22 protein-coding genes are annotated in these 26,252 nt (G+C 66.4%); 6 read left to right on the top strand and 16 right to left on the bottom strand.

What is annotated here, in order from left to right; all coding sequences use genetic code 11:
• Window positions 1–25 precede the first annotated feature (25 nt).
• The 9 genes from HCU76_RS10715 to HCU76_RS10675 all read right to left on the bottom strand — a co-directional run bounded on the left by HCU76_RS10715 (window position 26) and on the right by HCU76_RS10675 (window position 11,829).
• Window positions 26–1,723 carry an amino acid ABC transporter ATP-binding/permease protein gene (locus HCU76_RS10715; protein ID WP_218509214.1) on the bottom strand — a complete coding sequence of 566 codons (1,698 nt, stop codon included), beginning with the start codon at window positions 1,721–1,723 and terminating at the stop codon, window positions 26–28.
• Window positions 1,720–3,474 carry a thiol reductant ABC exporter subunit CydD gene (gene cydD, locus HCU76_RS10710; protein WP_218509213.1) on the bottom strand — a complete coding sequence of 585 codons (1,755 nt, stop codon included), beginning with the start codon at window positions 3,472–3,474 and terminating at the stop codon, window positions 1,720–1,722. The genes HCU76_RS10715 and cydD overlap by 4 nt, the downstream gene beginning before the upstream one ends.
• 131 nt (window positions 3,475–3,605) lie before the next feature.
• Window positions 3,606–4,715 carry an acyltransferase gene (locus HCU76_RS10705; protein WP_213953882.1) on the bottom strand — a complete coding sequence of 370 codons (1,110 nt, stop codon included), beginning with the start codon at window positions 4,713–4,715 and terminating at the stop codon, window positions 3,606–3,608.
• A gap of 50 nt (window positions 4,716–4,765) precedes the next feature.
• Entirely contained in the window at window positions 4,766–5,728 is a 963-nt protein-coding gene (locus tag HCU76_RS10700; protein WP_213953569.1) for a nitronate monooxygenase family protein, read from the bottom strand.
• 167 nt (window positions 5,729–5,895) lie between these two features.
• A complete protein-coding gene (locus tag HCU76_RS10695) occupies window positions 5,896–7,686 on the bottom strand; it encodes an acyl-CoA dehydrogenase (protein ID WP_213953568.1) in 1,791 nt (596 codons plus the stop codon).
• A 75-nt stretch (window positions 7,687–7,761) separates the two neighbouring features.
• A complete protein-coding gene (locus HCU76_RS10690) occupies window positions 7,762–8,694 on the bottom strand; it encodes an electron transfer flavoprotein subunit alpha/FixB family protein (protein ID WP_218509212.1) in 933 nt (310 codons plus the stop codon).
• Window positions 8,695–8,710: 16 nt separating this feature from the next.
• Window positions 8,711–9,460: an electron transfer flavoprotein subunit beta/FixA family protein gene (locus HCU76_RS10685; RefSeq protein ID WP_218509211.1), complete on the bottom strand. Its 750-nt coding sequence runs from the start codon at window positions 9,458–9,460 to the stop codon at window positions 8,711–8,713.
• Between the two features lie 113 nt (window positions 9,461–9,573).
• Complete coding sequence (locus HCU76_RS10680; protein WP_218509210.1) at window positions 9,574–10,848, bottom strand: mechanosensitive ion channel family protein; 1,275 nt, start codon at window positions 10,846–10,848, stop codon at window positions 9,574–9,576.
• A gap of 27 nt (window positions 10,849–10,875) precedes the next feature.
• The gene (locus HCU76_RS10675) at window positions 10,876–11,829 is read right to left on the bottom strand and encodes a histone deacetylase family protein (RefSeq protein WP_218509209.1); all 954 of its coding nucleotides are present in this window, start codon (window positions 11,827–11,829) and stop codon (window positions 10,876–10,878) included.
• 68 nt (window positions 11,830–11,897) lie between these two features.
• On the opposite strand from HCU76_RS10675, the gene HCU76_RS10670 reads away from it, so the two are divergent.
• From HCU76_RS10670 to mltB, 4 genes are read left to right on the top strand one after another with little or no spacing between them, the layout of a single operon-like run.
• Window positions 11,898–12,818 carry a MoxR family ATPase gene (locus tag HCU76_RS10670; protein WP_213953563.1) on the top strand — a complete coding sequence of 307 codons (921 nt, stop codon included), beginning with the start codon at window positions 11,898–11,900 and terminating at the stop codon, window positions 12,816–12,818.
• A gap of 10 nt (window positions 12,819–12,828) precedes the next feature.
• A complete protein-coding gene (locus HCU76_RS10665; protein WP_213953562.1) occupies window positions 12,829–13,803 on the top strand; it encodes a DUF58 domain-containing protein in 975 nt (324 codons plus the stop codon).
• Complete coding sequence (locus tag HCU76_RS10660; protein WP_218509208.1) at window positions 13,797–15,785, top strand: DUF3488 and transglutaminase-like domain-containing protein; 1,989 nt, start codon at window positions 13,797–13,799, stop codon at window positions 15,783–15,785. The genes HCU76_RS10665 and HCU76_RS10660 overlap by 7 nt, the downstream gene beginning before the upstream one ends.
• 57 nt (window positions 15,786–15,842) lie before the next feature.
• Window positions 15,843–16,952, top strand: coding sequence for a lytic murein transglycosylase B (gene mltB, locus HCU76_RS10655; RefSeq protein ID WP_218509207.1), 1,110 nt, complete (start codon window positions 15,843–15,845; stop codon window positions 16,950–16,952).
• Here mltB and HCU76_RS10650 read toward each other — a convergent pair.
• Window positions 16,930–17,859, bottom strand: coding sequence for a DMT family transporter (locus HCU76_RS10650; RefSeq protein ID WP_218509206.1), 930 nt, complete (start codon window positions 17,857–17,859; stop codon window positions 16,930–16,932). The two genes, mltB and HCU76_RS10650, sit on opposite strands and share 23 nt — an antisense overlap.
• An 85-nt stretch (window positions 17,860–17,944) precedes the next feature.
• On the opposite strand from HCU76_RS10650, the gene HCU76_RS10645 reads away from it, so the two are divergent.
• Together HCU76_RS10645 and HCU76_RS10640 are read left to right on the top strand one after the other, a co-directional pair.
• Window positions 17,945–18,892, top strand: coding sequence for a LysR family transcriptional regulator (locus HCU76_RS10645; protein ID WP_218509205.1), 948 nt, complete (start codon window positions 17,945–17,947; stop codon window positions 18,890–18,892).
• Window positions 18,885–20,162: a tetratricopeptide repeat protein gene (locus tag HCU76_RS10640; RefSeq protein WP_218509204.1), complete on the top strand. Its 1,278-nt coding sequence runs from the start codon at window positions 18,885–18,887 to the stop codon at window positions 20,160–20,162. The genes HCU76_RS10645 and HCU76_RS10640 overlap by 8 nt, the downstream gene beginning before the upstream one ends.
• 1 nt (window position 20,163) lies before the next feature.
• On the opposite strand, the gene HCU76_RS10635 is transcribed toward HCU76_RS10640, so the two are convergent.
• The 6 genes from HCU76_RS10635 to HCU76_RS10610 all read right to left on the bottom strand — a co-directional run bounded on the left by HCU76_RS10635 (window position 20,164) and on the right by HCU76_RS10610 (window position 26,252).
• Window positions 20,164–20,868, bottom strand: coding sequence for a hypothetical protein (locus tag HCU76_RS10635; protein ID WP_218509203.1), 705 nt, complete (start codon window positions 20,866–20,868; stop codon window positions 20,164–20,166).
• 78 nt (window positions 20,869–20,946) lie between these two features.
• On the bottom strand, window positions 20,947–22,677 hold the full coding sequence (locus HCU76_RS10630) for an ABC transporter substrate-binding protein (protein WP_218509202.1): 1,731 nt from the start codon (window positions 22,675–22,677) through the stop codon (window positions 20,947–20,949).
• 88 nt (window positions 22,678–22,765) lie between these two features.
• Window positions 22,766–23,074: a DUF2160 domain-containing protein gene (locus HCU76_RS10625; RefSeq protein ID WP_218509201.1), complete on the bottom strand. Its 309-nt coding sequence runs from the start codon at window positions 23,072–23,074 to the stop codon at window positions 22,766–22,768.
• A gap of 11 nt (window positions 23,075–23,085) precedes the next feature.
• Window positions 23,086–23,898, bottom strand: a complete 813-nt coding sequence (locus HCU76_RS10620) for a carbohydrate ABC transporter permease (RefSeq protein ID WP_218509200.1) — start codon at window positions 23,896–23,898, stop codon at window positions 23,086–23,088.
• 382 nt (window positions 23,899–24,280) lie between these two features.
• Window positions 24,281–25,171 (bottom strand): carbohydrate ABC transporter permease, encoded by an 891-nt coding sequence (locus HCU76_RS10615; RefSeq protein ID WP_218509199.1) that lies wholly within the window; start codon window positions 25,169–25,171, stop codon window positions 24,281–24,283.
• A 10-nt stretch (window positions 25,172–25,181) separates the two neighbouring features.
• Window positions 25,182–26,252 carry an ABC transporter ATP-binding protein gene (locus HCU76_RS10610; protein ID WP_218509198.1) on the bottom strand — a complete coding sequence of 357 codons (1,071 nt, stop codon included), beginning with the start codon at window positions 26,250–26,252 and terminating at the stop codon, window positions 25,182–25,184.

Here is a 26,252-nt window from a genome sequence, read left to right as displayed (position 1 = left end):
TGACTTGTTGTTTGCCATTCGTCGATCAGTCGGGGCGCAACGCGTGAAGCGCGGCGTCAAAGGCGTCCGTGCCGCGCATCAGGTCGGCAACGACGCAACCCTCCCTCAGGCAGACCAGCCGATCCGCCAGCTCTGCCTCTCGACGCAGATGGGTGGCGATCAACAGGCTCTTGCCTGCGACATGGCCGGACAACCTGTTCAACACGTCGCGTGCAGTCGCAGTGTCCAGCGCCTCGCTGGGTTCATCGAGAACCCACAGGGGCGTATTACGCAAGAAGAGCCGCGCGAGCGCAAGTCGTCTGGACTGCCCGCCAGACAGGCCTAGACCACCCTCGCCCAATGTGGTATCGAGCCCCGCGGACAGGGCCCTTGCCTCGTCACCGAGACCCGCCGCATCGAGCGCGGACCACAGCTGCGCATCGCCGGCGCAAGGGTCTGCCAGCCGCAGGTTGTCGCGCAGGCTGTCGTGGAACAGTTCGGTGCGCTGGGTCAGCAGACACGCAGGTTGCCGTGCGACCGTGCCGGAGAAAGCCGTCATCTCGCCCGTGGCGAGCGCCAGCACCGTCGACTTGCCTGCACCGCTGGGGCCGACCAGCGCCACGCGTTCGCCTGCGGCGATGGCGAGGGACAAGTGGGCGAGCACCTGATCCTGCCCGTCGGCATAGCGTGCGGACACATCGTCAAGCCGCAAGGCAAGCGAGCTTGCAAATTCGATCGATGGCGCGGGCGCCTCCTCGTCGGCGACGGCCATCCGCGGGCCCAGGCGCTTCACCGCAAGCCAGGTGCGCCCGGCATCGAGCGCGCCGCGCCGCAATGCGGCAAAGGGTTCGATCGCCGTCATCGCGATGAGCAATGCCAGCGCCGCTGCAGGCGCGCCAATGGCGCCCTCGCCCACCAGCCAGCCCACCGCCAACAGCGTTCCGACCAGGCTCAATGTGCCGGCCGCGCCATGGCCGAAAGCGGCAGCGGTCTCGAGCCGGTTCAGCGCGAGGTCGGCCTTGGCAAGGCGCGCATCCGCAGCGGCGAGCGCATGGCGTTGGGCGTCGAGGCGACCTGACATCACGAGATCCGTCTGGCCCGCCACGAGATCCACCGCACGCGCACGCAAGGCCTCGATCGCGTGTCCACGCAGCACCGCGGGACGACGCGCACGACTCGCGATGGCCAGTGCCATGCCACACCCGCACACCACGAGCCAAAGTCCAAGCGCAAGGCCCACGCCCACGTGCATGAAGCCGACCGCGACGCCTGCCAGCATCGCCGCACCGCATGCCGCAGCCGCCGGCACCAGCAGGCGCAGGTAGAGCGACTCCAGTGCGTCGATGTCGGAAGTGAGGCGAAACAGCAGTCGTGACGGTTGCACCAACAGCGCCCGCGCGGCCCCGGCCCGCGCCCAGCCACGGAACAGCTGCACACGCAGCGTGGCCAGCACGCCGAAGGTCGCATCGTGCGTGACCAGCCGCTCTGCATAGCGCGAGGCCGTGCGCCCCAGCGCCAGCAAGCGGATGCCGGCGGATGGCGTGAACACGTCGAACACCGACGCCGTGGCGGCGCTCAAACCCGCCAGCGAAGCCGCGGTGATGAACCAGCCCGAGAAGCCCAGCAAGGCCATGCCCATCCACACCGTGAGCACGGCCATCACCGCTCCCCACAGCAGGGCCCGTGGCTGCGCGGCGAGAAAGGGCCGCAGCACGAGGCGGAGATCGCGCCAGGCGCGGGTCATTGGAGAACCTCGGCGCTGCGCGCAGGGTTGCGAGCGCCTTCGGGCGGACGGGCAGCATGCTCCATCGGCTCGGCATCCAGATCGACCACGCGACCGATGCGCGCAGCCAGCACCGGGTCGTGCGTGGCAACGATCAAGGTCTTGCCGCGGGCCAGCGCCAACAGCGCGTCGGCCACGTGCGCGGCGGTTTCGGTGTCGAGGTGCGCAGTGGGTTCGTCGGCCAGCAAGAGGTCGGCGCCCGCGTGGGCGGCCATGCGCGCCAGCGCGAGCCTTGCCGCCTCGCCACCTGAAAGCCCCACACCACCTTCGCCCAATGCCACACCCGGATGCGCCTGCGCGACCGCCTCCAGCCGGGCCAGGCGCATTGCCGATGCCACCTCTGGCGCGCCGATGCCGGCCCGGCCCAAGGCGACGTTGGCCGCCACCGAGCCGGCGAACACATGCGGCTTCTGCCCCATCCAGCCCATGCGCTCACGCAGTGCCGTGGCGTTGCGATCGGACATCGGCACGCCGCCGATCTCTATGTGGCCGCTCGCGGCTGGCAGCAAGCCCGCCAACAGCGACAACAGCGCGGTCTTGCCCGACCCGCTCGCGCCCAGCAGCGCGACATGCTCGCCAGCTGCGATACGAAGCTCGAAGCCGTCGAAAAGCGGCGACTCCCCGGGGTGCGCGAAGCGCAGCTCGCGCACGATCACAGACGGGGCGGTGTGCGGGTGCGGGTGCGGGTTCGGCTGCGCGGCCACGGCGCCGACGCTGGCGGGGCGCCCGCCCGGCAACGCAACCCCATGGCGCTCCATCTGCCCAAGCGCATTCAGGGCCGCCTCCCCGGCAGCACGGTCATGCCAGACCGCGGCCATGTCCCGCAATGGCTCGAAAAACGCGGGCGCCAGCAGCAGGATGAACAGGCCCTCGCCGAGGCTCAGGCGATTGCCCCAGGCGCCGAATGCCAGCGTCCCAAGCAGATGGAATCCCACATACGCCGCCACCATCGCAACGCCGAGCGCGGAGAACAGTTCCAGCACCGCGGACGACAGGAACGCGATGCGCAACACGGCCATCGTGCGCCGTCGCAAGGACTGCGCGGAATCCCCCAGGCGCCGCGCAGTCGCGTCCACCGCGTCCAGCGCACGCAAGGTGGCGAGGCCGCGCAGACGGTCCAGCAGGAAGGCATTCATGCTGCCCATCTCCAGCATCTGCGCCTTGCTCGCGGCCTGCGCCCGCATGCCGACGATGACCATGAACACCGGAATCAGCGGCGCCGCGACCAGCAGCACCAGCGCCGCGATCCATGAAAGGCAAGCCACCACGGCCGCGATGGCGAGCGGAACCACCATCACGCGCCAACGCGCCGGCTGATACCGCACCAGGTAGGGCACCACCGCTTCGGCCTGCTCGGCCAGCACACTGGCCGCCAGGCCCGAAGGCACCCGCGTGCGATCCGACGGCGAGCCCGCCGCCAGTGCCGCCACCGCATGCGCCCGCAAGGCCGTCAGGTGGGCGCGGGCCTGCAGGAAGACACGGCGCGCGCCCCAGGCTTCGCAAGCACTGCGCAGCAGGCCCAGCAGCAGGATCCCCCCGGCCGGCCATCCCACGGCCGCCAAGCCGCGGCCCGACGCGAGGCCGTCCACCGCCCAGGCCAGCAGCGCGGCCTGCGGCAGCCACAGCAAGGCCGCGACGCCCTGCACCACGCTGCCTAGGCCTTGCGCCGGGAGCGATTGCAAGTGTGGACGCTGCGATGGAGGCGGTGTCATCCGTCTGTGGGTTTGTTCACACCTCCGCAGCGTGCGCCCTCCGGACGGCGGGCGCAACAGGCCGTTCGCCCGGTTGCGCGAATCGCCCTGGATGCCCCAGGGCGCGACCTCACGGAGATCTCACGGAAACCTCACGGCGCTGTGAGCATCCCGCACACCACCAGGGCGCCGAACAGGAACAACAGCGCGCGCCACGTCGTCGGACGCAGCTCGACCTGGGCGTGAAGCACCGTCGCGGCCCCCAGCGACAACAGCACCGCCCCGGCCAGTCCGAGCGCGTCGCCCCAAGGCGTGCGCGGCGCCCACTGGCTGACCAGCGCATTGACCGCGAGGATCACCGAAAAGTGAATCAGGAACAGCGAGTAGGAGATCCGCCCCAATCGCAGGAGCGGCATCGCCATCGTGGGCCAGTGTTTCGGAGCCAGCCAGCCACGGCGGTCCGCCAGCACGATGGCGAGCGCCGTCACCAGGGCCACCACGATGCGGCTGCGCCATTCGACGGCCAGGGCCACCAGGCCCACCGTGCCCAGCAAGGCCACCGCGCTGCTCCAGGCGATACCGCGCGTCGCCCGGCCGAGCCAGAAGCCGAGCATCCCCAGCCCGTAGGCGCCGAAGAAATAGATGGCCGTGATGTCCAGCGAGGCTTGTCGGTTGAACACCAGCAGCGAGCCGACGACCAGGCCCCCGACAAGTACCGCGCCCACCCACCGCGCAGTGGCGGGCGACAGGCGCCCATGCCGCTGCATCGGCCCTGCGAGCCCGACCACCACGATGGCCAGTGCGAACAGCTGGAAGTCGATGGCCACATACCAGACGCCTGCCGACAGGGCGTCGTAGCCCAGCAGGTCCTGCAGCAGCAACCCATGCGCGATCAGTTGCGGCAGGCTCGGTGCACCCGGTACGGCTTCGTCGTGGAGCCAGGGCCTGACCGCCGCCGCCACCAGCACCGTGCATGTGAGCGCCGCCAGATAAGGCATGACCAGGCGCCCGTAGCGCTGGTAGAGGGCGCGCATGGCAGGCCGGTCGCTTCGCAGCAGGCCCGCGGGCGCAAGGCTTGCCGCCGCCAGGAAGCCGGCGATCACCAGGAAGACCTGCACCGCCAGCCGGCCATCCTCCGAGAGCCATTCGAACAGCCACGGCGCGAGTGGCGCCGCACCGTCGGCCAGCGGCCCATAGCGAACCAGGTGGTGCCCGACGATCAGCAGGCAGGCCACCCCCTTGGTGGCATCCAGAAGTGGCATCCGCCCGGCCGCGGACTGCTGCGGCAAGGCGGCCACTGCGCGCTTTTCCGTCAGAGCGCGAGGCGCTTGCGGGCGGCGAAGTATTCCGCCTTGAGTTTCTCGATGAAGGACGCGGCGCTCGACACTTCGGTCACGGCGCCGATGCCCTGGCCCGAGCCCCAGATGTCCTTCCAGGCCTTGGTCTTGGCGCCATCGCCACCGCCGAAGTTCATGGTCTTCAGGTCGCCCTCCGGCAGGTTGGCCGGATCCATGCCGGCCGCGATGATCGATGGCGCCAGGTAGTTGCCGTGCACGCCGGTGAACAGGTTCGAATAGACGATGTCGTCCGAGCTGCCCGCCACCACGGCCTGCTTGTACTCTTCGCTGGCGCGCGCTTCCTCGGTGGCGATGAAGGCAGTCCCGATGTAGGCGAAGTCGGCGCCCATCGCTTGCGCGGCCAGCACCGCGTCCCCGGTGGCGATGGAGCCCGACAGCGCGATCGGGCCGTCGAACCACTGGCGGATCTCCTGGACCAGCGCGAAGGGGCTCTTCACGCCCGCATGGCCGCCGGCACCGGCCGCCACGGCGATGATGCCGTCGGCGCCCTTCTCGATGGCCTTGCGCGCGAACTTGTTGTCGATCACGTCATGCAGCGTCACGCCGCCATAGCTGTGCACGGCCTCGTTCACATCGACGCGTGCACCGAGCGAAGTGATGACGATCGGCACCTTGTACTTCACGACCATCTCCATGTCGTGGTCGAGCCGGTCATTGCTCTTGTGCACGATCTGGTTGATGGCAAACGGCGCGGCGGGCTTGTCGGGATTGGCCTTGTTGTAGGCGGCCAGTTCCTCGGTGATCTCGGCCAGCCAGTCCTCGAGTTGCGCTGCGGGGCGTGCGTTGAGCGCGGGCATCGAACCGACGACCCCGGCCTTGCATTGGGCAATCACCAATTTCGGATTGCTGATGATGAACAGCGGCGAGCCGATGATCGGCAGCGGCAGCTTGGCGAGGACGGCGGGGAGCTTCGACATGGTCAGGGTGTCTCTTGATGCGGGTTGAATGCGGGATCGGACAGCCGAACGCAGAAGAAATACAAAAACTACGCAGAGGTCGCAAAGGAACTCATCTGGAATTTCCTTCTGCGACTTCTGCGCAATCTTTGCGACCTCTGCGTTCGGCTGCCCGCTTTCGGACTGCCTCAGTAGGCTTCGAGCGCCATCGCCGTGACGCTCTCTGCGCCCTCGACGATGCTGTCGCGGATGCCGGGCGCCTTGTTGAGGATGTGCTCCGCGTAGAAGCGCGCGGTCGCGACCTTGGCCGTCATGAAGGCGACGTCGTTGTTCTGCGAGGCGAGGTCTTCCGCGATGATCAACGAGCGCGCGAGTTGCCAGCCGGCGACCACATTGCCGGCGAGCATCAGGTACGGCACGCTGCCGGCGAACACGGCATTAGGCGAGCCCTTGGCCTGGCTCACGACGAAATCGACCACGTCGAGCAAGGCCTCGCGGCCGGCCTTGAGGCGCTTCAGCATCGATGCCGAAGCGGCGCTGCTGCGCTTGGCCAGTTCGGCCTCGGTCTTCTCGATCTGCGCAGCCATCGCCTTCGCGGTTGCGCCACCGTCGCGCATGGTCTTGCGACCCACCAGGTCGTTGGCCTGGATCGCCGTCGTGCCTTCGTAGATCGTCAGGATCTTGGCATCGCGCATGTATTGCGCCACGCCGGTTTCCTCGATGAAGCCCATGCCGCCGTGCACCTGAACGCCCAGCGAAGCCACTTCGAGGCTCATCTCGGTGCTGTAGCCCTTGACCAGCGGCACGAGGAAGTCATAGACCGCCTCGTTCTGCTTGCGTGCATCGGCGTCCGGATGCTTGTGCGCGGCATCGTAGGCGGCCGCTGCGACGCTGGCCATTGCGCGGCAGCCTTCGACGTAGGCACGCATCGTCATCAGCATGCGCTTGACGTCCGGGTGATGGATGATCGCCGCGCTGGCCTTGATCGAACCATCGACCGGACGGCTCTGCACGCGTTCCTTCGCATAGGCCACTGCAGCCTGATAGGCCATCTCCGCCACCGCGATGCCCTGGACGCCGACGCCATAGCGCGCCACGTTCATCATGATGAACATGTACTCGAGGCCGCGGTTTTCCTCGCCGACGAGGTAGCCCACAGCGCCGCCGTTGTCACCGTACTGCAGCACCGCCGTCGGCGACGCCTTGATGCCCAGCTTGTGCTCGATGCTCACGCAGTGCACGTCGTTGCGATCGCCCAGCGAGCCGTCCTTGTTCACCATGAACTTGGGCACGATGAACAGGCTGATGCCCTTGACGCCTTCGGGCGCCCCGGTCACGCGCGCCAGCACCAGGTGGACGATGTTCTCGGCCATGTCGTGCTCGCCGTAGGTGATGAAGATCTTCGTGCCGAAGACCTTGTAGGTGCCGTCGGGCTGGGGCTCGGCGCGGCTGCGCACCAGCGCGAGATCGCTGCCGGCCTGCGGTTCGGTCAGGTTCATCGTGCCGGTCCATTCGCCTGCGATGAGTTTTTCGAGGTAGGTGGCCTTGAGTTCGTCGGAGCCGGCCATCAGCAGCGCTTCCGTGGCGCCATCACTCAGCAGCGGGCACAGCGCAAAGCTGATGTTGGCCGAATTGATCATCTCGGTGCAGGCCGCGCCGATGGTCTTGGGCAGGCCCTGGCCGCCGAAGTCGGTGGGGTGCTGGATGCCTTGCCAACCGCCCGCGGCGTATTGCGCGTAGGCCTCCTTGAAGCCGGCAGTGGTCGTGACCTTGCCATCCTTGAACGTCGACGGGGCGCGGTCGCCCTCGACGTTCAATGGCGCGATCACGTCCTGGTTGAAGCGCGCGCACTCTTCGAGCACGGCTTGCGCGGTTTCGAGGCCTGCGTCTTCAAAGCCCGGTAGCTTGGCGACCTCGGCGATATCGGCCAGGTGCTCGATGTCGAACAGCATGTCCTTGAGGGGTGCGATGTAGCTCATGTTCTTGTCTCCATGCGAAAGATGTGAAAAGGGCATCGCGAACGATGCCCTGGGCGGTCATTCAGCGGTGGCGGCTCAGAGCGCCTTCACCAGTTCCGGCACGGCCGTGAACAGGTCGGCCACCAGGCCGTAGTCGGCCACCGAGAAGATCGGTGCCTCTTCATCCTTGTTGATCGCGACGATCACCTTGGAATCCTTCATGCCGGCCAGATGCTGGATCGCGCCCGAGATGCCGGCGGCGATGTACAACTGCGGCGCGACGATCTTGCCGGTCTGGCCCACTTGCCAGTCGTTCGGGGCGTAGCCCGCGTCGACGGCAGCGCGGCTGGCGCCCAGGCCGGCGTTGAGCTTGTCGGCCAGCGGCGCCATGACTTCCTGGAACTTCTCGGCGCTGCCCAGCGCACGGCCACCGGAGACGATGATCTTGGCGGCGGTCAGCTCGGGGCGTTCGCTCTTCGTGACTTCACGGCCGACGAAGCTCGACTTGCCGCTGTCAGCCACGCCTTCGGCGTTCTCGACCGTGGCGCTGCCACCGGTGGCGGCCGCGGCATCAAAGCCCGTGGTGCGCACGGTGATGACCTTGGTCGCATCGCTGCTCTGCACGGTGGCGATCGCGTTGCCCGCGTAGATCGGGCGCTCGAAGGTGTCGGCGCTCACGACCTTGGTGATGTCGCTGATCTGCGCCACGTCGAGCTTGGCGGCCACGCGCGGGGCGACGTTCTTGCCGTTGGCGGTCGAGGGGAACAGGATGTGACTGTAGTTGCCGGCAATCGCCAGCACTTGCGCAGCGACGTTCTCTGCGAGGTTTTCTGCGAGCGACGGGCTGTCGGCCACGATGACCTTGGCCACGCCTGCGATCTCCGCGGCGGCTGCCCCGGCTTCGGCGGCATTGGCGCCAGCCACCAGCACGTGGACGTCGCCACCGCATGCAAGCGCGGCGGTCACGGTGTTGAGGGTCGCCGGCTTGACGGTGGCGTGGTCGTGTTCGGCAATGACGAGTGCGGTCATGTTCTTATGTCTCTCTTCAGATGACTTTGGCTTCGTTCTTGAGCTTGTCTACCAGCGTGGCGACATCGGGCACCTTGATGCCGGCACCGCGCTTGGGCGGCTCGCTGACCTTGAGCGTCTTCAGGCGCGGCTTGACATCGACGCCGAGGTCCTCGGGCTTGAAGGTGTCGAGCTGCTTCTTCTTAGCCTTCATGATGTTGGGCAGCGTCACGTAACGCGGCTCGTTCAGGCGCAGGTCGGTCGTGATGACTGCAGGCAGGCTTACCGAAATGGTTTCGAGACCGCCGTCGACTTCACGCGTCACGTTGAGCTTGTCGCCGGCCAGTTCGACCTTCGATGCGAAGGTGGCTTGCGGCAGGTCTGCCAGTGCGGCCAGCATCTGGCCGGTCTGGTTGGCATCGTCGTCGATGGCTTGCTTGCCGAGGATGACCATCGAAGGTTGTTCCTTGTCGACCAGCGCCTTCAGCAGCTTGGCCACGGCGAGGGGCTGCAGTTCTTCAGTGGTTTCAACGAGGATGCCGCGATCGGCACCGATGGCCATGGCGGTGCGCAGGGTTTCCTGGCACTTGGCGTCGCCGCAGGAGACGGCGATGACTTCGGTCACGACGCCCTTTTCCTTCAAGCGCACAGCCTCTTCGACGGCGATTTCGTCGAAGGGGTTCATGCTCATCTTGACGTTGGCGATATCGACGCCGGAACCATCGGACTTGACGCGGACCTTGACGTTGTAGTCAACGACCCGCTTGACCGCTACGAGAACCTTCATTGGACTGACCTCCAGGGGGATTTTGCGAAACCGGGGATTTACGGAGCAACCGCGCATTCTAGGCGGCTGGCCCTCAACAATCTTGAAAAAAGAACGATCGTGCTTTTTAGTGATTATAGGCGAGTGTCTCCCGTTGGGGAAGCGTTATTTGGCAAGTTCTCGACGCGCAGTACACGCTGCCGTTGCGCGATCTCGATGCCTGCATTGCGCAGGCCATCGAGGATCGCGATGTTGATCGCCGAGCGCAGGTTGTCCTTGCCCTTGTCCGGATCGGCGATCCAGAAGTTCAGCGTGAACTCCAGTCCGTCCGGCGTGAAGTTCATGAGGAAGGCCACGGGCGCCGGGTCGCCGAGCACGCGCGCCTGCGCCGCGGCAGCACCCGTCATGATCGCCTGCACCTGCGACACATCGCTCGCATGACCCACGACGACGGTGGTCGTGAGATTGAAGCGGCGATCCGCCTGCGAGAGGTTCTCGACGCGGCTGGTAATGAGCGTTTCGTTCGGCACGATCGCTTCGCGGCCATTGCCCGCGCGCACCAGCGTATAGCGGGTCTTGATGTCGGTGATGCGGCCTTCGAAGTTGTCGACCTTGACGTTGTCGCCGATACGGATCGAGCGCTCCAGCAGGATCACGAATCCGCTCACATAGTTGGCGGCCAGCTTCTGCAGTCCGAGGCCGAGACCCACGCCCAACGCGCCTCCCAGCACCGACAGCGCCGTCAAGTCCACGCCCACGGCCGACAGCGCAATCAGCAGGCCGATCAGCAGCAGGAACGCGCGAATCGCGTTCGAGGCGACCTTGCGCATCGACAGGTCGGTGACGGCTTCCTGCAGGATCCGCTTCTCGATGGTGGCCGCGATCCACAACGAGATGACGAGCACCACGGATGCAGACAAGACGCCCTCGAAGATGGTTCGCACGCTCACGTGAGACTTGCCGAAGGACAAGGTGATCTGGTCGAGTTCAGCCAGCACCGGCGGCAACAGCCCGACGATCCACAGCGCCGCCCCGACCCAGGCAAGCCAGGAGATGGTGCGCTCGATCAGGCTGACCAGCGTGGACTGCGGAAACACCGTCTTGAGCACGCGCGCAAACAGGCGGATGGCTACCAGCGACAGCAGCACCGGCACGGCAATTCGCAGCAGCACAGGCTGAAAGCCGATCGCGGCGCGACGTGCCAGGTCGGAGAACAGCAGCGCGAGCAGCGGGAACATCAGGCCGTCGACGGTGTGACGGCCAAACCAGATCGAATTCTTGGGCTGGTCGCGACCAAACCAGCGGCAAATGGCCCAGGCCAGCGCCAGGCAAGCGGCCAAGGCCGCGAGTTCTACCGAGACCGTGCGAAGGTGGACTTCGCTCAGCAACTGACTGAGGTCGCCGGACATCTACTGGAAACCAGGCCTGTTCACAGGCTAGAGATCAGCGAGCGTCCGCACATGCGCTTCCACGCTGCGCGCCAGTGCATCGAGGTTGTAGCCGCCCTCCAGCAGGGAAACGATGCGGCCGTCTGCATGCTGGCGCGCCACGGCGCGCACGCGGCTGGTGATCCAGGCGTAGTCGTTCTCGTTAAGGCGCAACTGGCCAAGGTCGTCCTCGTAGTGCGCGTCGAAGCCCGCGCTGAAGAAGATCATCTGCGGCCTGAACGACTCCAGGCGCGGTATCCACAGCATCTCGACCACTTCTCGAATGTCCATGCCCTTGGTGTAGGCCGGCACCGGGATGTTCAGCATGTTCGACGCCGGATGGTCGGCGCCGCTGAACGGGTAGAACGGGTGCTGGAAGAAGCTCACCATCAACACGCGCGGGTCGTTGGAGAGGATGTCTTCGGTGCCGTTGCCGTGGTGCACATCGAAATCGACGATGGCCACGCGCTCCAGGCCGTATGCCTCCAGCGCATGGCGGGCCGCGATGGCAACATTGTTGAAGAAACAGAAGCCCATGGCCTGGTCGCGACAGGCGTGATGGCCGGGAGGGCGCACCGCGCAGAAGGCGTTCTCGACCTCGCCGCGCATCACCGCATCGACCGCAGCAACGGCCGCACCCGCTGCCCGGCGCGCGGCAAGCAAGGTGAACTTCATGAGCGAGGTGTCGGGATCGATCTGCGCATGGTCGGGCCCGGCGGCCGGTGCGTCGGCCACGAGCCGCTGGCTCAGTTCCTCGAGGTGTTCAAGATGCTCGACACTGTGCGCCAGCGTGATCTGCTGCAGCGTGGCAATGGGAACATCGATGCGCTGGAGCGCGTCGCCGACGCCGGAGGACAACAGGCGGTCCTCTATGGCATCGAGGCGCGCTGGGCATTCCGGGTGACCCGCGCCCATTTCGTGCTTCCAGAAATCGCGATGTATCAGGTAACCGGTCTTGGCCATGTCTCTCGTCGACCTTATGCAGCCTGGGGCTGCCAGCCTTACGGTATGGTTTGCATATGGATACAAAAATGGACGTCGCAGCGAAGCTCGCCAGTTTGCTCGGGCAGCTTAACACGGTGATCGTTGGCAAAGAGGCGCAGGTACGCGATTGCGTGGCCTGTCTTCTGGCCGGCGGACACCTGCTGATCGAGGACGTGCCCGGGGTCGGCAAGACCACGCTGGCGCATGCGCTCTCGCACACTTTCGGGCTGCAGTTTTCGCGGGTGCAATTCACCGCCGACCTGATGCCCGGCGATCTCTCCGGCGTGGCCATCTACGACCGCGGTCAACAGGCTTTCGTGTTCCACCCCGGCCCGATCTTCGCGCAGGTGCTGCTGGCCGATGAAATCAACCGGGCCAGCCCCAAGACCCAGAGCGCGCTGCTGGAGGCCATGGAAGAAAAGCAGGTGACCATCGAAGGCGAGACGCGCCCGTTGCCCACGCCCTTCTTCGTGATCGCCACGCAGAACCCGCACGACCAGCTGGGCACCTTCGCGTTGCCCGAGTCGCAACTCGACCGCTTCCTGATGCGCATCTCGCTTGGCTATCCCGATCGCGCGGCCGAACGCGAACTGCTGGCCGGTGCCGACCGGCGCGAATTGCTGGCCACGCTGCCCGCCCTGTTGAGCGCCGAGGAACTGACCGCGCTGCAACAGCGCGTGCAGCAGGTGCATGCGGCCGATCCGCTGCTCAACTACGTGCAGGACCTGGTCGCCGCCACGCGCAATGGGCGCTGGTTCCTGCAGGGGCTTTCGCCGCGCGCCGGCATTGCCGTGTTGCGCGCCGCGAAGGCGCAGGCGCTGCTGGCCAACCGCGACTATGTGGCGCCCGATGACGTGCAGGCCGTGCTGCCGCAGACCGTGGCGCACCGCATGACACCGGTGGGCGATGCGGGCCGAGGCGCGGTCGAGCAGGTGCGCGCGATGATCGCGGCTGTGCCGATTCCCTGATCGGGCGACGATGAATCCCGCAGCGGCCCTGCGACGTCGCATCGACGGCTGGTTCCTCTCGCGCCGGCCGCCGTCGGACACGGTCGAACTCACGCAGCGCAACGTCTACATCGTGCCGTCGCGCGCGGGCTGGATGCTGGCCGCCACCTTGCTGGTGCTGCTGATCGGCTCAATCAACTACCAGCTCAACCTGGGCTACCTGCTGACCTTCTTGCTGGCCGGCAGCGTGGCTGTGGGCATGCATGTCTGCCATGCCACCCTGCGCGGCCTGGCGATGCACCTGATCGCGCCGGATCCCCAGTACGCGGGCGCTGCGGCGGTGTTTCGCGTGGTGCTGCACAACGCGCGGCGCGGCGTGCGCTACGGCATCGGGCTCAGCGTTCGCGGCAGCGGGCAATGGGCCTGGGCCGATGTACCGTCGCAAGGCAGCGAGACGGTCGAAGTGGCTTTCAAGCCGACGACGCGGGGACTGCACGCGGTACCGCCGCTCACTGCGGAGACGCGCTTTCCGCTCGGCACCTTTCGCGTGTGGACCGTCTGGCGTCCCGCCGCGAAGGTGCTGGTGTACCCGGCGCCAGAGTTGCATCCGCCACCGCTGCCGCCGGGCGAGCCGATTGCGGGCCAGGCGGCGTCGGCCGTCGTGGTGGCGCAGTTGGCCGGCGAATACGACGGGGTGCGAGCCTACAGGCGCGGCGATCCGTTGAAGCTGGTGGTCTGGAAGAAGGCTGCGCGCGCACAGGCCGCAGGCTCCAACGAACTGGTGAGCCGCGACACGCAGCAGGCGCAGCGGCAGGAACTGTGGCTCGACGTGCAAGCCGCCGCGCTGCCGGACACCGAGGCGCGCATGTCGCGGCTGTGCGCCTGGGTGCTGATGGCGGACCGGCTCGGCCTCGACTACGGCCTGCGTGTCGGTTCGCTCAGCGTGAAGCCCGCGCAGGGCGAGGCGCATCGACGGCGTTGCCTGGAGGTGCTGGCCACATGCTGAAGCCACTCCAACAACTGCGGGCCCTGCCCCGCGATGCACGCGACACGCTGTTCCTGCTGGCGGTGATCGCGCTGATCGTGCTGCCGCAAGTCGGCAACCTGCCGCTCTGGTGCAGCGGGCTGACGGCCGTGGTGCTGGTCTGGCGTGCAAGCCTTGCCGTGCAGGCCACGCCGTTGCCCAATCGTTGGTGGATCGGCACGCTGCTGGCCGTGACGCTGGCGGCGACCTTCGCGACGCACCGCACGCTTTTGGGGCGCGACGCCGGTGTGACGATGGTGGTGATCCTGCTGGCCCTCAAGACCCTGGAACTGCGCGCGAGACGCGATGCCTTCGTCGTCTTCTTCCTGGGCTTCTTCGCGATGCTCACCAACTTTTTCTATTCGCAATCATTGCTGACGGCGCTCGCGATGCTGCTCGCCTTGCTCGGCCTGCTGACCGCGCTGGTCAATGCCCACATGCCGGTCGGTCGGCCGCCGCTGCTCCAGGCAGCCCGCACCGCAGGTTGGATGGCGCTGCTCGGTGCACCAATCATGCTCGCGCTTTTCATGTTGTTCCCCCGATTTGCACCGCTGTGGGGCACGCCGGGCGATGCGATGGCGGGACGCAGCGGGCTCTCGGCTTCGATGCGCGTGGGCACCATCGCGCAGCTGGCGCTCGATGATTCCATCGCGGCGCGGATCCGGTTCGAAGGCCCGCCACCGGCGCAGCGGGACATGTATTTCCGTGGGCCGGTGCTCGGCCGCTTCGACGGCCGCGAGTGGAGCGTGCTGGAACCCTGGGCACGAGGCTCGGTGCCTGCCAACCTGCGCGTGGAAGGCACGCCTGTGCGCTACGAGGTGACGCTGGAAGTCAGCAACAAGCCTTGGCTGCTGACGCTCGATGCCGTGCAAGCCAAGCCGGATGTGCCCGGCTACGAGGCCTTCAGCATGCCGGACCTGCAATGGTTGCTGAACAGGCCGGTCAACGACCTGTTGCGCTATCGCGCCGAGAGCTATACGCAGTACCGGAGCGGGCCGCTGCGGCGATCGTCTGGCTTGCAGACCTACCTCGGCCTGCCGCCCGGCTCCAATCCGCGCACCGTTGCGCTGGCCGCAACGATGCGCAGCGAGATACCCGGCGCCGACACGCGCGCCTTCGTCGAGGCCGCGCTGCAGCGCCTGCGCACCGGCGGCTACACCTACACCCTGGACCCCGGCATCTTCGGGGACAACACGGCCGACGAATTCTGGTTCGACCGCAAGGAAGGCTTCTGCGAACACATCGCGTCGTCGTTCGTGGTGCTGATGCGGGCGCTGGGCGTTCCCGCGCGCATCGTCACCGGCTACCAGGGCGGCGAAGCCAACCAGGTCGACAACTACTGGGTGATTCGCCAGAGCGACGCCCATGCCTGGGCCGAGGTCTGGCAGGAAGGCACGGGCTGGGTGCGCGTCGACCCCACGGGGGCGGTGTCGCCGGGCCGCATCGGTTCGCTCAACCGGCTGGTGCAGCAGCCGGGGTTCTTCGCGGGTGCTATCGGCACGATGAGCCCGACGCTGGTGCAGAACATCCGCGCCGCATGGGAAGCCGTGAACAACGGCTGGAACCAGTGGGTGCTCAACTACACCCAGAGCCGACAACTCGCATTGCTGAAGAACATCGGCTTCGACGCGCCCAGCCTGCAGGACCTGGCCACCGTGCTGATCTGGCTGCTTGTCATCGTGAGCATCGCCGGCGCCGGATGGACCCTTTGGGAACGCAGCCAGCACGACCCGTGGTTGCGCCTGCTCGGCAAGGCCCGCGCGCGCTTGAGGAAAGCCGGACTCGACCTGCCCGACGCCACGCCGCCGCGCCAGATGGCCGCACGCGTGAGCGAGCGTTTTGGACCGGCCGGACAGGCGGTGCGCGACTGGTTGCTGCGACTCGAAGCACAGCGCTACGCCAAGACGCCCGTCACCGAGTTGTCGCGACTGCGCGCCGAGTTCCGCCAGTTGGCATGGCCGTGACGAAACTAACGGCGGCGGTCGTTGAGGAGGGCCGCCGCGCCCTCACAATCCTGCCTCATGCGACGACTGATCTCCCTTGCCCTGCCGACCGCTGTCTGCCTGACCGTGGCCTGTGCCGCCCTCCCCGCGGTCGCCTCTCCCAAAGCCAAAGCCAGGGCCAACGCCAAGACCGCCGTCGCTGAAAAGCAGTCGACCGCCGCGCGCGGTGGCCCGACCTACGCAACACGCGACGACGCGATGCAGTTCGCCGACGAAGTGGCCGCACGCCGCAAGCTCGACCCCGACTGGGTGCGCACCACCATCGGCGGCGCACGCATGCTGACGAACGTGCCGCGCCTGATGCTGCCGGCGCCCAAGGGCTCGCCGAAGAACTGGGCCGCGTACCGCGCGCGCTTCATCGACCCTGTGCGGATCGCAGCGGGCGTGCGCTTCTGGCGCAACAACGCCGACACGCTGGCGCGCGCCGAGGCGGACTTCGGCGTGCCGGCCGAGATCGTCGTCGGCATCATCGGCGTGGAAACGATCTACGGCCGCAACATGGGCAGCTTCCGCGTGATCGATGCGCTGTCGACGCTGGCCTTCGACTTCCCGCAGGCCCATCCGCGCGCCACCGAGCGCCAGGCCTTCTTTCGCGATGAACTCGAAAGCTTCCTGAGCACGGAGAGCCGCACCCACGAAGACCCGATGCGCCCGCTCGGCAGCTACGCAGGCGCCATGGGCATGCCGCAGTTCATGCCGAGCAGTCTTGCCAAATACGCGGTGGACTACGACGGCGACGGCAGGATCGACCTGGTCAACAACACGGTCGACGTGATCGGCTCGGTGGCCAACTACTTCAAGGCCTTCGGCTGGAAACGCGGCATGCCGTCGACCTTCCCGGTGCGCTTCGATGAGGCACGGCTGCAGAAGGCGACCCTGCTCGCACCGGACATCGTGCCGACCTTCGGCGCGGACAGCTTTGTCGCGGCGGGCGCGGTGCTCGACGGGGACGCCGCCAGCTACAAGGGCCTGCTCGCGCTGATCGAATTGCAGAACGGCGCCGATGCGCCGAGCTATGTGGCCGGGACGCAGAACTTCTACGTGATCACGCGCTACAACTGGAGCAGCTACTACGCGATGTCGGTGCTCGACCTCGGCCGCGAGGTCAAGGCGGCGATGGAACAGTAGCGGCCTGCATCGGCCCGCGCTGCGGCAGCGTAACCCACCAGGCCGCGACCACGATCAGCAAGCCGCCGACCCAGCCCAGCGGCCGGATGTCTTCCCCGAGCCAATGGACAGCCACCAGCGCGCCGAAGACGGGCTCGCTGCCCATGAGCAGGGCAACGCGGCTCGGGCTGGTCCGGGCGGCCGCATGGTTCTGCGCGAAGAAGGCGAAGACGGTGCAGAACATGACGAGGTACGCCATCGCCCACCAAAAGCTGGCGCCGCTCGGCAACGGGGCCAGCGCGCCCTTCGACCGCGCGAGCGCAAGCACGAATGCGCCGATGGCGATCACTCCAGATTGCACGGCCGTCAACGTGAGCGCGGGCACGGCATGCCGGCCGGCCAGCCGCCTCGTGAGGCAGACCATCACGGCGCGCAGGAACGCGGCGAGCAGCATGAGCCCGTCGCCCCAGCCGAGAGACAGGTCGGCGGGCGACGTCAACGACAACATTGCGGCGCCGGCCGCGGACATCGCGGCCGCGCCGAACACCCGCTGTTGCGGTCGCTCGCCCAGCAGCCACCATTCGACCAGCGGCGTGAGGGCCACGCAAAGGCTGATGAGGAAAGTCGCGTTGCTTGCCGTGGTCAGCGACACGCCGAAGGTCTCGCACAGGAAGACGGCCAGGAGGTTCGCGCCGAGCATCCCGCCGACGGCCAGGCCGCTGCGCCCCTGGGCAGTGAACAAAGTCTTCAATGCGGGCAGCAACACGATGAAGGTCAGGCCGAACCGCAACGCGAGAAACTCCAGCACCGGCAACTGTTGCGTGGCCTGCTTGGCCACCGCATAGCTGCTCCCCCACACTGCGGCGACCATCAGGAGCATGAGCTCCCCGCTGCCGATGCCGCGCCACGGCGACTTCGCGAAACCCATTCGATGCCTTTCAGAATTGGAGATCGATTCTTCCGGGCAGGTCATCCGCTGAATAGACTGTGCGTCCGAACAAGACTTGTGCGCCATGGGAACGAATGACTTCTTGAAAGTGCTGCCGGAGATGGTGACCTTCGTGCGGGTGGCCGAAGTGGGGAGCTTTTCCGCGGCGGCCGGCATGCTGGGACTGACGCCGTCCGCCGTGAGCCGCCAGGTCGCGCGACTGGAGAAGGTGCTGCAGGTGCAGTTGATCGTGCGCACGACGCGCCAGCTGCGTCTCACCGAACCGGGCATCGAAGCCTTCGTACGCTGCAGCGAGCTGGTCAAGGCGGCGCAGGACACGATGGCCATGGCGCAGCAGTACGCCAGTGCGCCGCGCGGCCTGGTGCGCATCAGCGCGCCCAAGGCCTTTGCCCGGCATGTGCTGCACCCGCACCTGCTGAGCTTTCTCCATCGCCATCCCGATGTGGACGTGCAGCTCATCGTCTCCGACCGCGATGTCGATCCGGTCCGCGAAGGCGTGGACCTGGTGGTGCGGCTGACGCAGGATCCGCCGCAAGGCCTGGCCGCCCGGCCGTTGATGGATGTGCAGACCCTCCTCTGCGCCACGCCCGCCTACCTCGCGCGCGGCGAGGCGATCGGGCATCCGCACGACCTGGTCTCGCACAGCTGCCTGTCGCTCGGCGAACACGAGCGCGACAACCATTGGCGCTTCCGCAGGGGCGACGAAGACGCGGAGGTCGTCGTCCACGGGCGCTACGTCGCCAACCACAGCGAGATTCGCCTCGAAGGCGTGCTGGCGGGCCTGGGCATCGGCTGCCTGCCGGACTTCATGGCGCGGCAGGCGCTGGACGAAGGTACTGTCGTGCGCGTGCTGCCCGAGTGGGCCTTCCAGTCGACCTACCAGGGACGGGCCTGCGTGCTCTATCCGCCGAATCGCTTCATGGTGCCGAAGTGCCGGGTCCTGATCGATCACCTGGCGGAGGCGCTTGCCGCGCCGCACCTTGCCGACGGAAGGAGACCAGGCCATGGATGAAGGCACCTTGCACGGACTGTGGATCGATGCGCTGGCCGAGGTCGGCGTCCCTGCCACGCCGCACACCGACGAGCTGTTTTCCGCGCTGGTCGCACGCTATCGCGAGGCGCATCGCGGGTATCACACGCTGCAGCACCTTGCCGAATGCCTGTCGCTGCTTGGCCTTCACCAGGCCGAAGCCGAACGCTCCGGCGAGGTGGCGCTCGCGCTGTGGTTCCATGACGCGATCTACGACGTGCGCAGCCATGACAACGAGCAGAAGAGCGCCCACTGGGCACGCGACGCGCTGGCCTCGGCAGGCTTGTCGCAAGACGCGGCCCTACGGGTGCATGCGCTGGTCATGGCAACGCGCCACAGCGCCGTGCCCGAGGGCAAGGACGCCCGCCTGCTGGTGGACATCGACCTGGCCATCCTCGGCGCGCCGGCGGCTCGTTTCGCCGAATACGAACGCCAGATCCGCGTCGAATATGCGCACGTCCCGCCGGTGCTATTCGAGCCGCGCCGGCATGCCATTCTTTCGGGTTTCCTTGCGCGCGAGCCGCTGTATCTGACGCAAGCGATCCGGGCCGAACGCGAGGCACAGGCACGCATCAACCTTCAAGCCGCCATCGACGCGACGGCAAGGACCACCGTGCCATCCGTCGAGGAATTGCTCGCGCTTGCCATCCAGCAGGTCAATGCCGGCGAGCGGGCACAGGCCAAAGCCCTCTGCGAGATCGCGCTGGCAGCGCATCCACCGCATCCCGCTGCCCACCAACTGTCGGCCTGGCTGCTCTTGCAACAGGGCGATGCGGTGGCAGCAAGGGATCAGATCGAACACAGCCTCGCACTGCGGCCACAGCACGAGCAAACGCTGGTGCTTGCCGGCGAGATTGCACGTGCGTCCGCGCAGCCGGCAGTGGCCTTGCGCTACTTCGAGCGCGCGCACGGACTGCAGCCCGAGCGCCCGGAGCGTCGGCAACTCGTCGCCACGGTGTGGTTCGAACTCGCGCTCCAGCACCACGACGCCGGCGACCTTCAAGGCGCGGCCAGGGCATTGCGCGAGGCCTTGCGACTGATGCCGCGCTATGTCGAGGCAGAGGTGAACCTGGGCATCGTGCTGCAGGAAACCGGCGACATGGACGGCGCCTTGCAAGCCTACGGCCGGGCCTATCGACTGCGCGACGACACCTTCGGCCGCATCGCGCACGCGCTGTCGACGCCGCGCAGCGGTCGCCTGTGGCTGAACCTGGACGAGCTGCGCGCCACCCTGGGCGCAACCCCACGCTGAATCAACCGATGCCGCGCCTGCGGTAGCCCTTGCGATAGACACCCGGCCCCGCCATGATCTTCGTGGCGACCGCTTCGTAATCCTTCACCTCGGCAGGCGACATCGGCGCGCAGGTCAACGACAGCGGCTCGCGCACGACCGGATAGCACTGCGCCACCGGCGTGCCGCGCGGCAGGATGCCTTCAAACGACGGATCGACCCAGACCGCCGGGAAGTTGATGCCGACGTCATGGAAGCGATCCGCATCGACGAGGCCGGTCACGAGCCTGAACGGCAGGTCGTCGCGATGGACCGGGTGCACCGCCATCAGCGACCAGCCGGCCTCCAGTTCGATCGTCCAGAAGCTGTTGAACTTGATGGCCGACTGGCGGCCATGCGCCAGCGGCGAGCCCGCGATCTGCTCCGGCACATGAAAGCTCAGCGGCGCACGAGGATGCCCCGGCATCGCCAGGGCGGGCAGCGGCCAATCCCAGCTGAACTGGCCCGCCTTGACCGTCACGTCGCAGGGCAGGAGCACCATGAAGCCGTGCGTCATCGCGTCGACAAAGGGCGGACATTGCTTGACCGTGCGGATGTTGCGCTGGTGCACGGTCGAAGGCACGCGCGGCGCCATTGCGCGCAACCAGTCCGGGAGCATGGCCCGGGCAGGCACGGGCCGCGGCAGCAGGTCGAAGAGCGAAGGGTCGCAACGAAAGATGATGTTCATGCAAATGACGAAGCGCCGGGGCAGGTCCTCGCGGAGTCTGCCACGGCGCCTCGTTCCAGGGCGCAGGGTTTCAACCTGTCAGCGTACGCGCCCTTCCTTCCAGGCACCGACCAGCTTGTCGTAGTTGATGGTCTCGCCCTTCGGCTTCTCGTTGGCCAGCTTCTTCCACGGCGCGCCCTTGTCGCTCAGCCACTTGTCGGGCGAGCTCTTCGGGTTGAGCTTGGGTGCGCAGTGCGCCATGCCGGCACGTTGCAGCCGGGCCATCACGTCGTCCATCTCGTTGGCCAGGTTGTCCATCGCCTGCTGCGGCGTCTTCTCGCCCGTCACGGCGACGGCCACGTTCTTCCACCAGAGTTGCGCGAGCTTCGGATAGTCGGGCACGTTGTTGCCGGTCGGCGTCCACGCCACGCGCGCGGGGCTGCGATAGAACTCGATCAGCCCGCCGTACTTGGCCGCGTTCTGCGTGAAGTAGTCGGAGCGGATGTCGCTGTCGCGGATGAAGGTCAGGCCGACGATGGACTTCTTCAGCGACGTGGTCTTCGCCGTCACGAACTGCGCATAGAGCCACGCTGCCGTCGCGCGGTTCGGATCGTTCGACTTGAGGAAGGTCCAGGAGCCCACGTCCTGGTAGCCGTTCTGCATGCCCTGCTTCCAGTACGGGCCGTTCGGGCCGGGCGCCATGCGCCACTTCGGCGTGCCGTCCGCGTTCACCACCGGCAGGCCGGTCTTGATCATGTCGGCGGTAAAGGCCGTGTACCAGAAGATCTGCTGCGCGATCTGGCCTTGCGCCGGCACCGGACCCGACTCGCCGAAGGTCATGCCCATGGCTTCCTTGGGCGCGTACTTCTTCATCCAGTCGATGTACTTGGTCAGGGCGAAGACCGCCGCCGGCGAGTTGGTGGCGCCGCCACGCTCGACCGCTGCGCCGACCGGCGTGCACTTGTCGTCCGCCACGCGAATGCCCCATTCGTCGACCGGCAAGCCGTTGGGAATGCCGATGTCGGCCTCACCCGCCATCGACAGCCATGCGTCGGTGAAGCGCCAGCCGAGCGAGGGGTCCTTCTTGCCGTAGTCCATGTGTCCGTAGATGGGCTTGCCATCGAGCGTCTTCACGTCTTCGCTGAAGAAGGCGGCGATGTCTTCATAGGCGCTCCAGTTGAGCGGCACGCCGAGGTCGTAGCCGTACTTGGCCTTGAACTTGTCCTGCAGGTCCTTGCGGGCGAACAGGTCGGCACGGAACCAGTAGAGATTGGCGAACTGCTGGTCGGGCAGCTGGTAGAGCTTGCCGTCCGGCGCCGTGGTGAAGCTGGTGCCGATGAAGTCCTTCAGGTCGAGGCCGGGGTTGGTGTATTCCTTCCACGGGCCGGCCATCTGGTCGGTGAGCGAGAGTGCCGTGCCGTAGCGGTAGTGCGTGCCGATGTGATCGGAGTCGTTGATCCAGCCGTCGTAGATCGACTTGCCCGACTGCATCGACGTCTGGAGCTTTTCGACGACGTCGCCTTCCTGGATGATGTCGTGCTTGACCTTGATGCCGGTGATTTCCTCGAAGGCCTTGGCCAGCGTCTTCGATTCGTATTCATGCGTGGTCAGCGTTTCGGAGACAACCGAAATCTCCTTGACGCCCTTGTCCTGCAGCTTCTTGGCGGCGTCGATGAACCATTTCATCTCGGCCATCTGCTGGTCCTTGTTGAGCGTCGACGGCTGGAACTCGCTGTCGATCCACTTCTTGGCCTCTGCTTCCCCGGCCCAGGCGCTCTGCATGGCGAGAGTCGCCGCTGCCAGTGCCAACGCTGTGTAGCGCATCTTCATGGTTGTCTCCTCGATGGAACTTCCCTGGTGTGTGCAGATGCCGGCTCCGGGAAGAGAAGAGCCAGCCGTTATCGAACACAAACTGCGGTCAGCCCTTTCGCATGACCAATGCGAGCACGAGCATCGACAGCACGAAGCTGATCCAGATCGATGGCTCTGCCTCGAGCTGCATCCACTCCTGGAACTTGCCGGCCAGGCCGATGAATGCGAGGTTGATGTAGGCGGCGATGAGGAGGCCCATGAAGAGCCTGTCGCCGCGCGTGGTTTCCATCGGCAGCCAGCCCTTGCGCATGACGGTGGGCGACTTGAGTTCCCACACGGTCATGCCGACCAGCATCAGCGCGATGCAGCTGAAGAAAACGGCCACGGGGGTGGTCCAGACCATCCAGTCGAACATTTGCCAGCCTCCTAGACGCGGCCCATCGCAAAGCCTTTTGCGATGTAGTGCCGCACGAACCAGATCACGATTGCCCCAGGCACGATGGTCAGCACGCCGGCCGCGGCCAGCGTTGCCCAATCCATGCCGGCGGCGCTCACGGTACGGGTCATGGTGGCCACGATGGGCTTGGCGTTCACGCTGGTGAGCGTGCGCGCCAGCAGCAACTCGACCCAGCTGAACATGAAGCAGAAGAACGCCGCCACGCCGACGCCGGCCTTGATCAGCGGCAGGAAGATCGTGATGAAGAAGCGCGGGAACGAATAGCCGTCGATGTAGGCTGTCTCGTCGATTTCACGCGGGATGCCGCTCATGAAGCCCTCCAGGATCCACACAGCGAGCGGCACGTTGAACAGCAGGTGTGCGAGCGCGACGCCGATGTGCGTGTCCATCAGGCCGACGGTGCTGTAGAGCTGGAAGAACGGCAGCAGGAACACGGCCGGCGGCGTCATGCGGTTGGTCAGCAGCCAGAAGAACACATGCTTGTCGCCGAGGAACGAATAGCGCGAGAACGCATAGGCCGCCGGCAGCGCCACGGTCAGCGAGATCACCGTGTTGATGCCCACGTAGATCAGGCTGTTGATGTAGCCGGAGTACCACGATTCTTCAGTGAAGATGCGAACGTAGTTGGCCCAGGTGAAGTGCTGCGGGAAGAACGAGAAGTTCGACAGGATCTCCTCGTTCGTCTTGAAGCTCATGTTGATCATCCAGTAGATGGGCAACAGCGCGAAGGCGACGTAGAGCAGCAGGAAGATGCTGCGCTTCCAGGACGTCTTTTCGGTCATGTCGCTTGCTCCTTCGTGTGCTGTGACGCTGGTGCTGCGTTGAGGCGCAAGTGAGACCGGGATGCGCGTCGTCTCAGGGCGTGTATCGACGGTGCGGGTATCCGGGCTGCAGGGATCCGGGGTGCGTGCCGGAGACACCGGGTATCTCCCTCCGCGAATGTCCCCCGGCCTGCGGCCTCCTCCTTTATTTCGCTGCGGGAGACACCCGATGTCCCCGACACGTGGAACGGTCCGCGTTGGCACCGGTCGAGCGACCACTGCGCATCTGGATCACGTCGATGGTGTGCTCCACGCAGCGAAATAAAGGAGGAGGCCGCAGGCCGGGGGACATTCGCGGAGTGGAGTACGCCGTCGGCGTGATCACCCCCACAAAGGTAGCAAGTCATTTCTCGACCTCCACTTCCTGCGTCCCCACTCGCTGCATCCAGTTGTAGAGCACGAAGCACAGCAACAGGATGATCAGGAAGTAGATCAGCGAGAAGGCCGCTGCCGGCCCGAGGTCGAACTGCCCCACGGCCTTCTGCGTCAGGTACTGGCTGAGGAAGGTGGTCGCATTGCCAGGCCCGCCGCCCGTGAGCACGAAGGGCTCCGTGTAGATCATGAAGCTGTCCATGAAGCGCAACAGCACCGCGATCATCAGCACGCCGCGCATCTTCGGAAGCTGGATGTAGCGGAACACGGCGAACTTGCTCGCGCCGTCGATGCGCGCCGCCTGGTAGTAGGCATCGGGGATGGATCGCAGGCCCGCGTAGCACAGCAGCGCGACCAGCGGCGTCCAGTGCCACACGTCCATCAACAGCACCGTCAGCCACGCGTGCGTCGCGTTGCCGGTGTAGTTGTAGTCGACGCCCAGCCATTGCAACGCGTAGCCAAAGAGGCCGATGTCCGCGCGGCCGAAGATCTGCCAGATGGTGCCAACGACGTTCCACGGGATCAGCAGTGACAGCGCGACGATCACCAGCACCGCGGAAGCTTTCCAGCCCGCGGCCGGCATCGACAACGCCAGCAAGATGCCGAACGGGATCTCGATGGCCAGCACCGCAAACGAGAAACCGAGTTGCCGAAGCAGCGCTTCATGCAGTTCGCTGTCGCGCATCACCGAGGCAAACCATTCCGTACCGACGAACACGCGGCGGTCGGGCGAGATGATGTCCTGCACCGAATAGTTCACCACCGTCATCAACGGCACGATGGCCGAGAAGGCCACGCAGATCAGCACCGGCAGCACCAGCAGCCATGCTTTCTGGTTGATGGGTTTGGTGGTCGTGCTCATGTGCTTCCCCTTATGCGACCAGTTCTTCGTTCTGGTAGTAGCAGGTATGGTCGTCGACGACTTGCAGCCACGTGGTCTCGCCCACGGCCGGGGCCGGCGCATCGGAATGCAGGCGCACCTTGAGCAGCACCCCGCCTGCCTCGGCGGTCAGCATCAGGTGCGTGCCGACGTCCTGCACCAGCGTCACCCTGGCCGGCACGGCGCCGGGCGCTTGAGGCGCCGCGAGCTTGACGTACTCCGGCCGGATGCCGACCTTGAGCGGACCGTCCGGCAGCTGGCGTGGCGCGCGCAAGCGCGTGCCCGCGACTTCGAGCAGGCCGGCCGCGCTGTGCGCCGCCAGGAAGTTCATGCCCGGCGAGCCGATGAAATGGCCGACGAAGGTATGCGCCGGCCGTTCGAACAAGGCCTCGGCGCTGCCGACCTGCACCGCCTTGCCGCGCGTCATCACCACCACTTCTTCGGCGAAGGTCAGCGCCTCCACCTGGTCGTGCGTGACGTAGATGAGCGTGAGTTTCAACTCGCGGTGGATCTGCTTGAGCTTGCGCCGCAGCTGCCACTTGAGGTGCGGATCGATCACGGTGAGCGGCTCGTCGAACAGCACGGCCGAGACATCGCTGCGCACCAGGCCGCGCCCCAGGGAGATCTTTTGCTTGGCATCCGCCGCGAGCCCTGCCGCGCGTTGGTTCAGCTGCCCGCTCATCTCCAGCATCTCCGCGATCTCGCCGACGCGCTTTTTGATCTGGTCTTCCGGCACCTTGCGGTTGCGCAGCGGAAAGGCCAGGTTCTGCGCCACGGTCATCGTGTCGTAGATCACCGGAAACTGGAACACCTGCGCGATGTTGCGGTCTTGCGGCGTGGCGTTGGTGACGTCGCGGCCATCGAATGTCACCGTGCCCTGCGAGGGCTTGAGCAGGCCCGAGATGATGTTGAGCATCGTGGTCTTGCCGCAGCCGGAGGGGCCGAGCAGCGCATAGGCGCCGCCGTCGCGGAAGCTCATCTTCAGCGGCAGCAGCGCGTAGTCACTCTCTTGCCGGGGGTTGGGCCGGTAGGCGTGGGCGAGGTCTAGGTCGATGCGGGACAT

The sequence above is a fragment of the Variovorax sp. dw_308 genome (genome assembly GCF_019207085.1).
In the GTDB taxonomy this organism is placed as follows: Bacteria; Pseudomonadota; Gammaproteobacteria; order Burkholderiales; family Burkholderiaceae_C; genus Variovorax.
The sequence above is the reverse complement of the archived record's forward strand: the minus strand, read 5'-3'. Positions and strand labels throughout refer to the sequence as shown.

What these genes read in the sequence shown, in the direction of transcription:
- HCU76_RS10715 (WP_218509214.1), bottom strand. Translation starts at nt 1,723, where the DNA reads ATGACCCGCGCCTGGCGCGATCTCCGCCTCGTGCTGCGGCCCTTTCTC.
- cydD (WP_218509213.1), bottom strand. Translation starts at nt 3,474, where the DNA reads ATGACACCGCCTCCATCGCAGCGTCCACACTTGCAATCGCTCCCGGCG.
- HCU76_RS10705 (WP_213953882.1), bottom strand. Translation starts at nt 4,715, where the DNA reads ATGCCACTTCTGGATGCCACCAAGGGGGTGGCCTGCCTGCTGATCGTC.
- HCU76_RS10700 (WP_213953569.1), bottom strand. Translation starts at nt 5,728, where the DNA reads ATGTCGAAGCTCCCCGCCGTCCTCGCCAAGCTGCCGCTGCCGATCATC.
- HCU76_RS10695 (WP_213953568.1), bottom strand. Translation starts at nt 7,686, where the DNA reads ATGAGCTACATCGCACCCCTCAAGGACATGCTGTTCGACATCGAGCAC.
- HCU76_RS10690 (WP_218509212.1), bottom strand. Translation starts at nt 8,694, where the DNA reads ATGACCGCACTCGTCATTGCCGAACACGACCACGCCACCGTCAAGCCG.
- HCU76_RS10685 (WP_218509211.1), bottom strand. Translation starts at nt 9,460, where the DNA reads ATGAAGGTTCTCGTAGCGGTCAAGCGGGTCGTTGACTACAACGTCAAG.
- HCU76_RS10680 (WP_218509210.1), bottom strand. Translation starts at nt 10,848, where the DNA reads ATGTCCGGCGACCTCAGTCAGTTGCTGAGCGAAGTCCACCTTCGCACG.
- HCU76_RS10675 (WP_218509209.1), bottom strand. Translation starts at nt 11,829, where the DNA reads ATGGCCAAGACCGGTTACCTGATACATCGCGATTTCTGGAAGCACGAA.
- HCU76_RS10670 (WP_213953563.1), top strand. Translation starts at nt 11,898, where the DNA reads ATGGACGTCGCAGCGAAGCTCGCCAGTTTGCTCGGGCAGCTTAACACG.
- HCU76_RS10665 (WP_213953562.1), top strand. Translation starts at nt 12,829, where the DNA reads ATGAATCCCGCAGCGGCCCTGCGACGTCGCATCGACGGCTGGTTCCTC.
- HCU76_RS10660 (WP_218509208.1), top strand. Translation starts at nt 13,797, where the DNA reads ATGCTGAAGCCACTCCAACAACTGCGGGCCCTGCCCCGCGATGCACGC.
- mltB (WP_218509207.1), top strand. Translation starts at nt 15,843, where the DNA reads ATGCGACGACTGATCTCCCTTGCCCTGCCGACCGCTGTCTGCCTGACC.
- HCU76_RS10650 (WP_218509206.1), bottom strand. Translation starts at nt 17,859, where the DNA reads ATGGGTTTCGCGAAGTCGCCGTGGCGCGGCATCGGCAGCGGGGAGCTC.
- HCU76_RS10645 (WP_218509205.1), top strand. Translation starts at nt 17,945, where the DNA reads ATGGGAACGAATGACTTCTTGAAAGTGCTGCCGGAGATGGTGACCTTC.
- HCU76_RS10640 (WP_218509204.1), top strand. Translation starts at nt 18,885, where the DNA reads ATGGATGAAGGCACCTTGCACGGACTGTGGATCGATGCGCTGGCCGAG.
- HCU76_RS10635 (WP_218509203.1), bottom strand. Translation starts at nt 20,868, where the DNA reads ATGAACATCATCTTTCGTTGCGACCCTTCGCTCTTCGACCTGCTGCCG.
- HCU76_RS10630 (WP_218509202.1), bottom strand. Translation starts at nt 22,677, where the DNA reads ATGAAGATGCGCTACACAGCGTTGGCACTGGCAGCGGCGACTCTCGCC.
- HCU76_RS10625 (WP_218509201.1), bottom strand. Translation starts at nt 23,074, where the DNA reads ATGTTCGACTGGATGGTCTGGACCACCCCCGTGGCCGTTTTCTTCAGC.
- HCU76_RS10620 (WP_218509200.1), bottom strand. Translation starts at nt 23,898, where the DNA reads ATGACCGAAAAGACGTCCTGGAAGCGCAGCATCTTCCTGCTGCTCTAC.
- HCU76_RS10615 (WP_218509199.1), bottom strand. Translation starts at nt 25,171, where the DNA reads ATGAGCACGACCACCAAACCCATCAACCAGAAAGCATGGCTGCTGGTG.
- HCU76_RS10610 (WP_218509198.1), bottom strand. Translation starts at nt 26,252, where the DNA reads ATGTCCCGCATCGACCTAGACCTCGCCCACGCCTACCGGCCCAACCCC.